Genomic DNA, 13,549 nt, shown 5'->3' on the forward strand with positions numbered 1-13,549 from the left:
TCCAGAATTAACTTCTTGCTCTTCTTTCCTGCGCTTTCAAAGTAAACTCAGAAGTAGCCTTGCCACCATCGGCTGTTTCTACTTCTACTATATACTTACCTGGCTGGAGGTAGATCACCTTGTTATCGGCCGCCTCTACTTTCAGGGCTTCCTCGCCATCCTTCTTGCTGCTGTTCAGGGCCGTTTCGTAGGCTTTGGCGTTGGCTTCGTCTACTGAGAAGTTGTAGCTCACGTAGTTCAGACCGCGCTCGTTCTCGTCCTTCATCTCTTTCAACAACTGGCCTTTATCCGTTTTGATGCGGATGGTCGCAGTGCCTGCTTGAGTTGTGTAGAATGGAATCTCCAGCGAAGTCTCCATTGGCTCACCCCAGGCACCCCACGACTGTCCCCAGCGCGGGTTATAGTTAGTTGGCTGGAAAGCGAACAGGTGCAGCTTCTGATTCTGGATCTCCGGTGTAAGCTGCTGCAGGTGGTCCACGTTGGCGATATAGATCGAGCGGCCGTGCGTTCCCACAATCAAATCGTTGTCACGTGGGTGTACAACCACGTCGTGTACTGAAACAGCTGGCATGCCATTGCGCATCTGCATGAAGGTCTTGCCACGGTCCAGCGAGATATACAAGCCATGGTCGGTGCCTACATAAAGCAGGTCCGGGTTCTTCGGATCTTCCTTTATCACGTTAATGGCCTCAGCTGGCAGGTTAGTGCCCAGGCGCTCCCACTTCTTGCCATTGTCTTCCGACACGTACAGGTATGGCGTGAAGTCATCCCAGCGGTAACCGTTAAGTGAAGTATAGACACGGTTTTCGCTGTGGTTGGAGGCCACTACAGTTGATACCCACATGTTCTGCGGCAGCTTCTTTGAGATGTTCTCCCAGTTATAACCGCCATCTTTGGATACGTGGATTGCGCCATCGTCAGAGCCGGTATAGAGTAAGCCGAACTTGAGCGGAGACTCATCGATGCTGGTCAGCGTACCAAAACCTACGTCACCTTTCAGACCACCGTTTGTCAGGTCGCCCGAGAGGGTTTGCATGTCCTCGCCCTTCTTCATGGAGCGATGGAATTTGTTGGAGCCAAAGTACAGGATGTCCTGGTTGTGGCGGCTCAGGTGTATCGGGCTTTCCCAGTTAAAGCGCAATGGTGTTTCGCCAAGTTCATGCGTTGGCTTCACAGACACACGCTGACCGGTGCGCTTGTCTACACGGGCGTAGTTGCCGTACTGCGAGCCCAGATATACCGTGTTGTTGTCACGGAAGTCCACCTGCACCATCATGCCGTCGCCACCACCTAGACGCTGGTAAGGATAGCGGCCGTTTTGGGTCCAGGCCGAACTGGCCTTGTAGTTGCTCGGACCATACCAGGTGCCATTGTCCTGCAAACCCCCATAGATGTTGTAAGGCTTCTCCATATCAACAGCCACGGCGTAGAACTGCCCTACCGAAGGAGAGTTGGCAATCGCCCAGGTTTTGCCATCGTCGTAGGTGATGTTCAGGCCACCATCGTTGCCATTGATCACATAGCCCGGTTTGTCAGGGCTCACCCACAGGGCCTGATGATCGGAGTGCACGTTGTCGCCCTCAATGTTGCGGAAGGTTTTGCCTCCGTCGTCTGAGGTCAAAAGCGGCACACCGAGCAGGTATACCTTGTCTGGGTTGTGCGGCGCTACACGTACCACACCGAAGTAGTAACCGTAGCTCGAGTACATGTCGTCGATTGGCTTCTCGTGGGTCTTCTTCCAGGTCTTGCCAGCATCATCAGAGCGGTATAGTTCAGCACCTTTTACCGGAGCCTCGGTGGTTACCGCCAATGGGTCCTCCAGGTATGCGGCTAAAGCAGCAGGCTTTATCTTACCGCTTTTCACATCGGCCTTCACCGTTTTGGCGGTATATTTAGAAGGGAAGCGGTTGTTGTCCAAGAAGCTGTTCAGGTCTTTGTCGTTCAGGGCCAGAAAAGCCTCTGTCGTCATCCCTTTGAACTGATCCTTCTGCAGTTCACCCGCCTTTGGCTCCTTCTTCTCCACCTGACGCAGCTCCTGGTTGTCCAGGAAAGCGTAGATGATGTTCGGGTTGCCAGGGTGAATGTCCAGACCGATACGGCCTACGCCAGCAGAAGTCGGGAATCCGCTGCCTTCGGTGCTCACACGAGTCCAGGTGTTGCCTCCGTCGGTTGACTTATGGATGCCGGATGTCTTGCCGCCTTCCACAAAATCCCAGGCGCGTCGCTCGCGGTGCCACATGGCTGTATACAAGTTGTTCGGGTTCTTCGGGTCGATCACCAGGTCAATCGCGCCTGTGTTATCGTCGATGTAGAGGGTCTTCTTCCAGGTCTTGCCGCCATCGGTCGTTTTATAGACACCCCGGTCTTTGTTCGGTGAGTACAGGTGCCCAACCGCCGCTACCCATACCGTGTTCGGGTCAGATGGGTGCAGGATAATGCGACCGATGTGGTGGGTATCGTCCAGGCCCATGTGCTGCCAGGTTTTGCCGCCGTCGGTGCTCTTGTACACACCCACACCGGAGTATGACGAGCGGCTGGAGTTACTCTCGCCGGTACCGATCCAGATGGTTTCGTTGTTGTTCCAGTCCACGGCAATGTCGCCAATGGTCATCACCGCTTCGTTGTCGAAGAGCGGCTCAAAGGAAATGCCGTTGTTGATGGTTCTCCAGAGACCGCCCGAGGCATAGGCTGCGTAGAAATTGGTCGGGTCTTTCGGGTTCACATCCAGGTCAGTGATGCGGCCGCTTTGTACGGTAGGGCCCACGTTGCGGAAGGCCAGGTTTTTAACAAGGGAGTTCTGTTCCAGCTGCTGTCGCTTCTCGAACCCCTGCAGCCTTTCTTTGGCGGGTGTTGAGGCCGGCTGCTTTGGTGCTTTCTTCTGAGCCTGCACAGCGCCCCCGCTTAGGGCCACCAGCAGCGCTACAGAAAGTATACGCTTTTGCATTGTGTAGAATTAGGTATGGTTAGAGTAGTTTAGATTGCGTGTCTAAAGCTAAGGAATTGTACCCAATTATTGATGAAAGAAGGGGGTTGTAAAACATTTGTTATACTGAACCCTGAATATATCTAATATCAGGTATAGAGGCCTCCAACTTACGCCTTCTACCTGCTCAAAACACTCAGCATGAAATCTTATTATTCAGGTACGCTTGCTGGTTTTTCTGCCGACGACAGCGATAAGATATTTGGACTGCTGTGTAAAAATCTACTTACCTGGTCACATACTAACACAGACTCCCTATGTTCCCGTAGCACGCCATAGGTATAGCTTGCGCACCCAGCATTGGCTTCATCCCGAAGTCTGACAATATGTATTACCCTGAAAGCGACTTGCTAATCTGAGTCATCGAGTGAGAAAATAGACTCGACGGGTTTTTCAAACACACGGGCGATTTTAAGAGCCAGTACTGTCGAAGGCACATATTTGTTGGCTTCCATGGCGTTGATGGTTTGCCTGCTCACCCCGATTTTTTTGGCTAGCTCTTCTTGGGTCAGGTCGTGGATAGCCCGCTCCACTTTTAATGTATTTTTCATGCGATGGAGCGGGAGGTTTTGTAGAGGACATAGTTGAAGCGTATCAAGAAGATAAAGAGCACGGTGAACATGTTAAACAGCATCACCTGGTAAAAGCCAAGCCCATAGACGAAGAGCACCGAGAACAGCAGAAAGCCATAATTGATATAAGTTGCCCATAGTAGCGACTCTAGCCTGATTTTGGCGATGTATTCGTCCTCATCTTTTTCCTCCGAAAAAGCCGCCAGCACTCCACCGATGATAGCCACTATGGCGACAAGCTCATCCACTATGTTGTTTTCAATCAAAACAAAAGCTTTGGCTGGGTCAAAAAGCCCGCCATCATAAATAGCGAACACGGTTGCGTCCAAATCAAATACAGGGTTATCTAACAGCACGATAAGCAACCCTAGGAGGGTAGAGGGAATTAATAAAATCCATCCAATTATCTTAAATCGGTTGGGGAAAAGGAACTGTGTTTTCATTGGGTTGTTCTTTTTTAGAATAGATACGATAAATGTAAAGAAAACATTACATTTAGCAAGTATTTTTTACATAGTGTAAGGAATTTATTACATGAATGGCTTCTTTTGGAGGGCGAACATGTTTGAAAAGGGAGTGATCGATTGACTAAGTCAGCACATCTTGAACAGGTATGTCTGTGCTGTACTGCTGAACACTCCGTATATTCGTTCTGTTAACTGGCTATACCTGTAGCAGCAACTCACTCCTGCAGGTAGGCTATACCTGAACAACACCATTTTGGAAAATACTTTCGATATCATAATAGTAGGGGGCGGTCCCATTGGTTTGGCCTGTGGACTGGAAGCTAAGAAAGCCGGACTTTCTTTCCAGATCATCGAGAAAGGCACCATCACCAATTCGCTTTTCAATTACCCGCTCAACATGACCTTCTTCTCCACCGCCGACCGGCTGGAAATAGGAGGCTTCCCTTTCCCTTCGATTCACCCCAAACCCAACCGCAGCGAAGCCCTGGAGTACTACAGGCGGGTGGCTGACATCGGAGAGTTGAACATCCGCTTGTTTGAAGAAGTGTCAGGTATACGCCGCGAAGGGGAGCTATACCTGACGAGCACCAGCAAGGGCAGCTACCAGTCACGGTATGTGATCCTGGCGACCGGCTTTTATGACATCCCCAACATGCTCGGTATACCTGGCGAGGATTTGCAAAAAGTAAAACACTACTATTACGACCCGCACTATTATTACAAGCAGAAGGTCGTAGTGGTGGGCGCCAATAACTCATCTGCCGACGTGGCCCTGGAGACCTGGCGCAAAGGAGCTGACGTGACCATGGTGGTGCGGGAAGGCGAACTGGGACGGATCAAGTACTGGATCAAGCCTGACCTGGAAAACCGGATCGCTGAGGGCAGCATCAAAGCCTATTTCAACTCCAGCCTGACCGAGATCAGAGAACAGGAAGTGGATATACAGACGCAGGAGGGTAAAGTGACGATCCCCAACGATTTTGTGATGGCCATGACTGGCTACCAGCCCAACTTCGCTTTTCTGGAGAAGATCGGGGTGAAGCTGTCAGATGATTTCTATCGGCACCCTTACCACAATCCCGAAACCATGGAGACCAACCTGCCCGGGCTATACCTGGCGGGCGTGGTGTGCGGCGGCATGGAGACCCATGTGTGGTTCATCGAGAACTCCTGCGAGCATGCTGTGAAGATAGTGCAGCATATTGCAGGGAAGCAAACTAAAACATAAAGCCCAGCTGCACTGACAGGCGCTTGAAGGTGATCTTTTGCTCTGTGAAACTGTGTCCCCAGGAGCTGACAGTTTCTGCCTTTTGTGTTTTGTAACCGGCCGCAAAGGTATAGGCGGTGCTATTGCCACTCCTGACCCGGAATCCCAGTGCAGGGTTAAACATCCAGCCACCCTCCTTTTTTTCATTGTCAGATTCATGGCTCAGAAACGAAGAACCATACCCTGCGTCAATGCTATAAATTGGGCTGATGCGTGTGTTCAACATCTCACCACGAATACCCAGTGCAAAAGGCGTGATCAGGAGGTTGTTATAAAAATCAAATCCGGTAGTGGCACCTATGGCCAGTAGCCTGTGCAGCCGGATGCCATTGAAAAGCGTCACTGTAGGTGCAGCTACAAAGTTATCGACATCATGCTGTTTGTTGTTTCCATAAAGGTAGCCGAGCTCGACCGTGCCCATGTAACGTTTAACAGGCTGTTCATCCGACTGTGCCTGAGCCAGTCCGGAGGAAAAAAATAACAGGGTGAGCAGGTATAGGTATCTCATATAGTGGCGGTAGGAGGATTAGCGGGATACGGGCAGTTTGCTGAGCAGCTTGATGTCTTTCAGATTGCTGTAGTCATACTGGTACAGGCCGTCCTGGCCTATCAGCAGCAGGTTGCTTCCCATCGGAATGACATCAAAGGCATCGTGCTCTTTGAAATGGGAAATCAGGTTTTCGCTCACTTTTAGGTGATCCTTCGCATCAAAAATCTTCAAGCCATACTTGCCTTCACAGAGGAAGAGCGTGGAGCGGTCTATACCTAAGCCGTGGGGATTTTGCATAGGGTAGGTCTTGACCAGCTGCGGGCTACGCGGGTTGCTGATGTTGATCACTTCAAGTTGATTGGTGAAGCCGGCACATGCATTGCCGGAGCGCAGCGTCACCCAAGCCAGGTCGCCTTCCACCACCACCGGGTCGCAGCTATTGACGTGTGCATATGTGGACAGGTGTACCGGACTAGTCGGGTTGCTGTTGTCGTAGATGTGCATACCTGTGGTAGAACCAATAAACAATTTGTTGTCATAAGGGAAGATCGTTTCGATGCCCCAGCCCAGCCTGATCTTTTCGCCCTTTTTTGGATTGGACGTGTTGCTGATATCGAGTACCTGCAAGTCTGAATTGCTGACGGTATACAGGTGGTCGCCCGAAATAGTAAACCTCGCCATCGAGCCGCCTTTGCCGGATGAGTTGCCAGGCTGCGCCACCGAAGTAGAGGCAAAGGATCTGCCATCAAAAGTCATCCAGCCATTGCGCCAGCCAGGACCAGCGCTACTGCAGTCAGTACCGGCCGGCTGTTTCAGTTGTGTCTCCACAAATTCAGAAATGAACACGGCTGCGGTGTCATTTACCACCATCCCAAAATAAGTAGGGAAGATGTTTTCGACACGGCTGACCAGCCTGACATCCAGTGGATTGCTGATATCAAAAGCCACCAGGTCGATGTAGTTATCGGCATACAGGATATTGCCCTTCACCGCCATATCCAGATTGCCCGGAATGTCGATAAAGCTGAGGAAACGTGGTAAACTTGGATTAGAGTTATCCACGATGTGGACACCTTTGTTTACTTCATTGATGAAAAGGTAGTGGCCTTTTGTATAGATCTTGCCCGGCTCTTTGAGTGTTTGTGCAGGCGTTACTTTCACCGCATTTTTCAGTTCTGTCCGCAGCATGTACACCGGTTCATATACGATGAAGGTGGTGGTTGATTCACATTCGTCGGAGCAGGAGCTTAGGAGCATGGCCGGCAGGAAAAGCAACAAGGCGATCGCCTGTTGTAAAACGGGTAGAGGTCCTTTTCTCATGAGAGTCCTTTTTAATGTGAAACCAAATTAGCGGCCTTTGTAATGTACTATTACATGCCCCTTACTTACAGGACCCCGAAATGATAGGAATGGTTGTAAGGTGTTAAAAATATCTGTCTAAAATCTTTTCTTCCGGCTGGAGTTGTTGCGGCTGTCGTAATGGCGGCCACCATTGCTCTTAGGAGTGCTACCCGGTTTTTTTGGAGTGCTGCCTGGTCTTTTAGGTCTGCTGCCAGACCCGTAACTGCTGCCAGCGGTCAGGCTCTTCAGTTTGGCAACTTCCTCCGTTGTCAGTTCGCGGTACTCGCCGGGTTGCAGCTCGCCAATGTTCAACGGACCAATTGCAGGCCGGATCAGGCGCAGCGTCGGGAAGCCCACAGCAGCTGTCATACGACGCACCTGCCGGTTCATGCCCTGCGAAATTTTGATCTCCACCCAGCTGGTCGGAATGTCTTTTCGGAAGCGGATCGGTTTAGAGCGCTCCCATACCTGCGGCTCCTCTTCCAGTAGACTAGCTATGGCAGGAGCAGTCTTCGTGCTTTTAATCATCACGCCGCGTCGCAGTTCCTCCAGCGCCTCTTCTGTAGGTACACCATCCACCTGTACCCAGTATGTTTTCTCAATCTTGAACTTCGGGTCAGACAAACGGTGCTGCAAAGTTTTGTCGTCGGTCAGCAGTACTAAACCCTCGCTGTCGTAGTCCAGGCGACCAACAGGGTAAATGTCCGGTATAGCCACAAAATCTTTGAGCGTAGCACGGCCTCCCTCGTCTGTAAACTGGGTGAGTACTTCGTAAGGCTTGTTGAGGATGATGTATTTCAAGAGAGTTTAGGAGTTTAAGAGTTGAGGAGTTTGAGAGTGTTTTGAGTTAAAAAAGTAAATAGTTTGGAAGGTAGAAAGTTAAAGTGTAGCGATTTTACACCGTAACGTTGCGGGTCTATGTAGCCTTACCGTTTCCCTGTCGCGACCTGTCCGAAACGTGCACCGGAATCCCCTCTGGGAGTAGGGGCCCTCGACAAAGGGAGGAGCAGGTTAATCATGCATTAACAACCATCAGCAATTTAACCATTCAACCATTCAGTTATTTACACCTTCTCCGGCTGATGAATTTTGTACTGCAGGTCCCACAGAGACTTGAGCCGGTCAAAGTCGGGGCGGATGATGGAGTAGAGTACCGAATCTTCGTTGATGCCATCTACCACATAATGCTCCCGGATCACGCCTTCCAGCTGCATACCAAACCGCTTGAGCAGTTTGATGGATGGTGTGTTATAATCCGCTGCAAGCGCTTCGATGCGGCGCAGGCCCATCTCCTCGAACCCATAGGCGATAACGGGGCCCAGTGCTTCGGTCATGTAGCCTTTTTGCTTGTAGCTGTCGTCGAACAGCACATAGCCTACCTCAGCCCGGCGGTGACTCATAATCCAGGTATGATAGCCGCATCGGCCTAGCACGGTAGCGGTCAGCTTATCAATAATTCTGAAGTTCCTGAAGCTATGGAAATAGGTGGTAAGCCCTTTGCTGAACTTGTCTTTTTCTTCTGCCAGCTCAGCAGCATTCTTCAAGCCAAGGTATGCGGTGATCTCCTCATCGCTGCTGACTGTAAAGAGGTGCTGGTAGATGGCAGGCGTCAGTGAGCTCAGGTATAGGCGTTCTGTCTCTATAACAACGGGATGTGGGAAGTCTGAATTGGTCATAGTACGTTATCAAAAACTAGTAACTCCCATTGTACTTTCGCACAAACCACTCCCCGCATACCAAAGCCAGGATCACAAAGAACAGCCACTTCAGGTCTACCAAGTCGTTGAGCGACTCAGAGCTGTAGATCAGGTCTTTGTGCTCGGCCTTCAGGATGTCCTGTTCCAGTTGCTGCAACTGTGCCGGGTAATACAACTTGGAGCCGGTATTGGTACCCAACTGGTAAAGTAAGTTATGGTCAGCCACGGCATGTAGCGCCTCCAGCTGCTGCTCCTCTACTATAAACTCGCCCTTATCCTGCTGCAGCGACCCGTTAATGCGGGCTGAGGCTGTGTAGGTATAGCGACCGCCTGGCAAAGTGCCTATGTTCACCCCCGACTGGTTCTCTCCATTGGCAAACTCAAAGGACTTCTCGGCACCTTCAGCATCCTGTATCTTAAGCGTAATATTTTGTCCGTAGATTGGCTCCAGCGCTTCGTTGTAGGCCTCTGCTGCAAACCGGATTTCGTCGGAACTGCTGTACTCGTTCAGTTGTGGGTATACGTTAAGGCGCTTCTTGTTACGAGGAGCTGTCAGGAGCTGCACCAGGTTCGTGATCAGTTTGTCGTACACTGCGGCGTTTTCATGGTTCGCCGTTTCGGTGAGTCGCCATTGCCAGGTGCCGGAAGCAAGCAGAGCAGCATTGCGTTTGTCGCCCACGGTCTGCACGGTGAGCAGCGGCTTGTTCGTACGCACGCGGCCCACCTGCTGGTAGAGAACGGTTTCCGTGTTTGGCATGAGCTGATAGTCGCCATAAGGCACCGTGGCAGGAGGGTATTGTTGCAGACGCTCGGTGGCCTCTTCGGCTACTTTGAAGGTGCTGAAGCTCGGATTGATCACGCTGGTCACTTCGTCGGACTGCCCTGGTGTATTGATGCGGATGCCCACATTAAGGCGGTTGAAGTTGCCAATGTCGCTCTGCGGACCGAGGATATAAAGGGCCGGCAAGTTCTTCTGGCGTACCAGGTTAAGGGCCGCCTCACCACCGGCTGTGCGGCCCGGCAACTGGTGCAGCACCGCCACATCATAGTCCTGCTGCTTGAGCGTCGTCAGGCCAGGTATAAACAGTTCCGTTTCATAGTTCTCGTTCGACTCAATGGCAGCACGTAATGCCTTGATATCCGGGTGAGGAGATGCGGCTGCTACCAGCACTTTGATCTTGCCTTTCACCACATCAATGTATGCGCTTCGGGAATTGTTCAGCTCCGTAAACTCGCCTTGCTGCGGTAGCACTTCTACTTCGTATTGACGCTTGCCCAACCCGCTGGCCATCACCTGGAAAGGTACCTGCTGCAATGGCTGTCCGGCCTTCAGAGTAACTGTTTTACGGTCGATGACCTTCTTGTTTTCCTTTAGCTGCACTGTCACAGTAGCACCGTCGAAGCCCTGCTGCTGCAGCTCAGCCTCCAGCGGGAAACGGTTGCCGCTGTAATTTACCTTGTTGTAGCGCAGCGATGCCATCACGATATCTTTCTTAGGCACCGTGTCGCCTACGGCTACAGGGTATATGGTATAGTTATAGTTGGCGTAGGTAGGAGAAGTGCCTTGGTTCACGATACCATCCGATAGCAACACGACGCCGGCCAGGTTCTGCTGCTCAAAATCACGCTGTACATCGCGCAGCAGCTGACTCAGGTTAGTCGTTTCAGCCTCGTACTGCATCTCACCCAGGTTCTGCGGTGCCTCGGATTCACCCAGCACACGCACCTCGGTCTGTATACCTTGTTCCTGCAGTCTGTCGCGCAATGCCTGCAAACCCTGCTGTGCCTGACGCAGCTGCACCGAGTCCGAGAACAGCGCCACTGACTGCGAGTTGTCCACTGCGAACACGATAGTAGGCGCCTGGGTGCTGTTGCTGACATAGCGTACCAACGGGCCGAGCAGCAAAAAGCACAGAAAACTCACCACTACAAAGCGCACCGCCGCCAGGGTATAGTTTATACCTGCGGACCAGGGCGTACGCTTGCTATACAGCAGCCAGGCGTAAAGCGCACCAACAGCCAGACAGGCCAGGATCAGCCAGGGTGAATAGGTCGTTATGAGGCGGAAGGAATCCAAAGAGTTTGAGAATTTGGGAGTTTAGGAGTTTGAGAAGTACTTCTTCTAAAGAATCAAATAATTTCAGGATTAAAGATAAAAGAAAAAGACCAATGCTACTAACGTAAACGCTACAGCATTGGTCTAATATTATAATTGAAAGTCTGGGCGAGTGAGTTTTTGACTCTCAAACTCCTAAACTCTCTAACTCTCAAACTTAGGTCAGCATACCGCCGTCTACCTGCAGCACCTGGCCTGAGATGTAAGACGACTGGTCAGATGCCAGGAAGGCTACGGCGTTGGCCACGTCCTCTGGCGAGCCACCACGCTTCAGAGGAATTGCCTTGCGCCACTCGTCTACCACTTTCTGGTCGAGCTCGCCAGTCATTTCTGTTTCGATGAAACCAGGGGCTACTGCGTTGCAGCGAATGTTGCGGGAGCCAAGCTCCAGCGCCACAGACTTCGTGAAGCCGATGATGCCCGCTTTAGAAGCAGAGTAGTTGGCCTGTCCGGCGTTTCCTTTTATACCTACCACTGAGGTGATGTTGATTATCGAGCCGCTCTTGGCGCGCATCATGTGCTTGGTGGCGCCTTTTGTTAATGCAAACACAGATTTCAGGTTGGTATTGATCACCGCATCCCACTGCTCTTCGGTCATGCGCATCAGCAGGCCGTCGCGCGTGATGCCGGCATTGTTTACCAGGATGTCGATCTTGCCAAACTCGGCTACCACATCTTCGATCAACTTCTCAGCCTGCGCCATGTCAGAGGCGTCAGAACGGAAACCTTTAGCTTTGCCGCCGTTCGCAGTCAGTTCCTGCTCCAGAGCCTGGCCTTTTTCAACGCTTGAGAGGTAGGTGAATGCTACCTGTGCGCCCATCTCTACCAGTTTCTCGGCAATGGCGCGACCTATACCTTTTGATGCCCCGGTTACGAGGGCTACTTTTCCTTCTAGTGCTTTCATAGGGGTCAAAGTTATAAAAGATTTTTTTATTCAGAAGAGCCGCCGCATTCTCCAGTTTTAATTAGTCTCAATTTTCTGATTTTAAGTCGGTTAAGCTGCAACTGGCAGGTTAATGTGCAATTGGGTTTAGGGTTGGTGATAGCCTGTGGTGCTATATTGTGTATCTGAAATAGGATTGCAACATATTTATAATCTGAATATTGTATTGTAAATGATTTTTATTTCTATCGGTTAAACCATATTTTCGTGCCATTCTTCCAACCAAAGGTACCTTGTAATGTTCAAACGTAGTGTCGGACTAGCCATCCTGATCGCGGTGTCGTTGTTCGTGTTTATCACGGCAGCGCAAACAATCAGCTTTAAAAATTTCAATTTTTCGTCAGAAGAAAAATTAGACGAACCTGAGCCCGAACCGGAAGTCACAGTCAAAAAACCTGCCCCGGTCATCTTCGGCATCCCCACCGACACACTCGAAATACTGGAAGGAACTGTAGAAAGAGGAGAGAACCTGTCGCAAATCCTGGCCAGCTTCAATATCTCGCCTGTCACGATTGACCAACTGGCCCGCAAATCAAAAGAAGTATTTGATGTGCGCCGCATCAATGCCAAGCGCAACTACATCATCCTACACGCTCAGGACTCCGCCCAGACGGCCCGCTACTTTATCTATGAACCAAACGAGGTAGAGTATGTGATCTACGACCTGAACGGTGAGCTGGACGTTCGCCTTGAGAAGCGTGAAGTTGAAATTGTAGAGCGTGCTATTGCCGGTTTTATTGAGCGCTCCCTGTTCGAGTCCATTCTGGCTGCCGGCGGATCACCGCAGCTGGTAAACCACTTTGCCGATATCTACGCCTGGCGTCTCAACCTGAGTCGTTTGCAGCCTGGTGACCACTTCAAGCTGATCTATGATGAAAAGCAGGTAAATGGCAACGTGATCGGTTTCGGCAAGATAAAGGCTGCTTATTTTGAGCACGAAGGCAAGCCACTTTATGCGATCGCCTTCGATCAGGAAGGAAAAAAGGGAGGCTACTATGACCAGGACGGCAAGAGTTTGAAGAAGGCTTTTCTGAGAGAGCCGCTGGAGTACAGCCGCATCAGTTCCCGCTTTACCATGAACCGCTTTCACCCGGTACAGAAGCGTTACAAGCCGCACCTGGGCACCGACTTCGCAGCCCCTCGCGGAACGCCTATCCGTACAGTAGGCGATGGCGTTGTACTGGAAGCCTCCTATACCCGAGGCAATGGCTACTATGTAAAGATCAAGCACAACAAGACCTATACCACTCAGTATCTGCACATGTCCAAGTTCGCCAAAGGCATCAAGCGTGGAAGCCGCGTAAGTCAGGGCCAGACCATCGGCTATGTAGGCAGCACCGGTCTGGCAACTGGTCCGCACCTGTGCTACCGTTTCTGGAAAAACGGCAGGCAGGTAGATGCCCTGAAAGTGCAGCTCCCATCTGCCCATCCAATCGAGAAGAAGAATAAGGATGCTTTTGAACAGGTAAAGTCTGAGCTGGAAGGCAAGCTGATGGCGATCGAGCTCAAAGGTCTGCAGCAGGACCTTTTGGCAGCCGATCAGTCACGCAAAAAACTGGACGAAGACGAGGTGTAACGTTTACTTATATATGAAACGAAAAAGGGGCGCTGGCAAGCGTCCCTTTTTCGTATGTTCATCTTTTGTCATCTCGAACGCTAGTGAGAGATCTGGA

At 51.1% G+C, this 13,549-nt stretch carries 11 protein-coding genes; 2 read left to right on the top strand and 9 right to left on the bottom strand.

Annotated features, from left to right (window positions below; all coding sequences use genetic code 11):
• Positions 1-7: 7 nt before the first annotated feature.
• The 3 genes from BW972_RS11710 to BW972_RS11720 form a co-directional block, all read right to left on the bottom strand.
• Entirely contained in the window at positions 8-2,944 is a 2,937-nt protein-coding gene (locus BW972_RS11710) for a WD40/YVTN/BNR-like repeat-containing protein (RefSeq protein WP_076422277.1), read from the bottom strand.
• 389 nt (positions 2,945-3,333) lie between these two features.
• Positions 3,334-3,534, bottom strand: coding sequence for a helix-turn-helix transcriptional regulator (locus tag BW972_RS11715; protein ID WP_007652988.1), 201 nt, complete (start codon positions 3,532-3,534; stop codon positions 3,334-3,336).
• Positions 3,531-3,911 (bottom strand): hypothetical protein, encoded by a 381-nt coding sequence (locus tag BW972_RS11720; protein WP_234986366.1) that lies wholly within the window; start codon positions 3,909-3,911, stop codon positions 3,531-3,533. Before BW972_RS11720 ends, BW972_RS11715 begins: the two co-directional genes overlap by 4 nt.
• A gap of 364 nt (positions 3,912-4,275) precedes the next feature.
• Between BW972_RS11720 and BW972_RS11725 the strand changes: the two genes are divergently transcribed.
• Positions 4,276-5,250 (top strand): YpdA family putative bacillithiol disulfide reductase, encoded by a 975-nt coding sequence (locus BW972_RS11725; protein ID WP_076422279.1) that lies wholly within the window; start codon positions 4,276-4,278, stop codon positions 5,248-5,250.
• Here the strand turns inward: BW972_RS11725 and BW972_RS11730 are convergent.
• From BW972_RS11730 to fabG, 6 genes are all read right to left on the bottom strand, one after another.
• The gene (locus BW972_RS11730) at positions 5,240-5,797 is read right to left on the bottom strand and encodes a hypothetical protein (protein WP_007652986.1); all 558 of its coding nucleotides are present in this window, start codon (positions 5,795-5,797) and stop codon (positions 5,240-5,242) included. The two genes, BW972_RS11725 and BW972_RS11730, sit on opposite strands and share 11 nt — an antisense overlap.
• 18 nt (positions 5,798-5,815) lie before the next feature.
• The gene (locus BW972_RS11735) at positions 5,816-7,099 is read right to left on the bottom strand and encodes an LVIVD repeat-containing protein (protein ID WP_076422280.1); all 1,284 of its coding nucleotides are present in this window, start codon (positions 7,097-7,099) and stop codon (positions 5,816-5,818) included.
• A 117-nt stretch (positions 7,100-7,216) separates the two neighbouring features.
• On the bottom strand, positions 7,217-7,921 hold the full coding sequence (locus BW972_RS11740) for a pseudouridine synthase (RefSeq protein WP_076422281.1): 705 nt from the start codon (positions 7,919-7,921) through the stop codon (positions 7,217-7,219).
• Between the two features lie 263 nt (positions 7,922-8,184).
• Positions 8,185-8,796: a GNAT family N-acetyltransferase gene (locus BW972_RS11745; protein ID WP_076422282.1), complete on the bottom strand. Its 612-nt coding sequence runs from the start codon at positions 8,794-8,796 to the stop codon at positions 8,185-8,187.
• Between the two features lie 16 nt (positions 8,797-8,812).
• Positions 8,813-10,894, bottom strand: a complete 2,082-nt coding sequence (locus BW972_RS11750; protein WP_076422283.1) for a vWA domain-containing protein — start codon at positions 10,892-10,894, stop codon at positions 8,813-8,815.
• Positions 10,895-11,090: 196 nt separating this feature from the next.
• Entirely contained in the window at positions 11,091-11,837 is a 747-nt protein-coding gene (gene fabG, locus BW972_RS11755; protein WP_007652979.1) for a 3-oxoacyl-[acyl-carrier-protein] reductase, read from the bottom strand.
• A 277-nt stretch (positions 11,838-12,114) separates the two neighbouring features.
• Between fabG and BW972_RS11760 the strand changes: the two genes are divergently transcribed.
• Positions 12,115-13,452 (top strand): M23 family metallopeptidase, encoded by a 1,338-nt coding sequence (locus tag BW972_RS11760; protein ID WP_076422284.1) that lies wholly within the window; start codon positions 12,115-12,117, stop codon positions 13,450-13,452.
• The last annotated feature ends 97 nt before the right edge of the window (positions 13,453-13,549 follow it).

This window comes from Pontibacter lucknowensis, from assembly GCF_900156415.1.
Lineage (GTDB): Bacteria > Bacteroidota > Bacteroidia > Cytophagales > Hymenobacteraceae > Pontibacter > Pontibacter lucknowensis.

Coding starts and splice junctions, on each gene's coding strand:
- BW972_RS11710 (WP_076422277.1), bottom strand. CDS start 2,944: ATGCAAAAGCGTATACTTTCTGTAGCGCTGCTGGTGGCCCTAAGCGGG.
- BW972_RS11715 (WP_007652988.1), bottom strand. CDS start 3,534: ATGAAAAATACATTAAAAGTGGAGCGGGCTATCCACGACCTGACCCAA.
- BW972_RS11730 (WP_007652986.1), bottom strand. CDS start 5,797: ATGAGATACCTATACCTGCTCACCCTGTTATTTTTTTCCTCCGGACTG.
- BW972_RS11735 (WP_076422280.1), bottom strand. CDS start 7,099: ATGAGAAAAGGACCTCTACCCGTTTTACAACAGGCGATCGCCTTGTTG.
- BW972_RS11745 (WP_076422282.1), bottom strand. CDS start 8,796: ATGACCAATTCAGACTTCCCACATCCCGTTGTTATAGAGACAGAACGC.
- fabG (WP_007652979.1), bottom strand. CDS start 11,837: ATGAAAGCACTAGAAGGAAAAGTAGCCCTCGTAACCGGGGCATCAAAA.
- BW972_RS11760 (WP_076422284.1), top strand. CDS start 12,115: ATGTTCAAACGTAGTGTCGGACTAGCCATCCTGATCGCGGTGTCGTTG.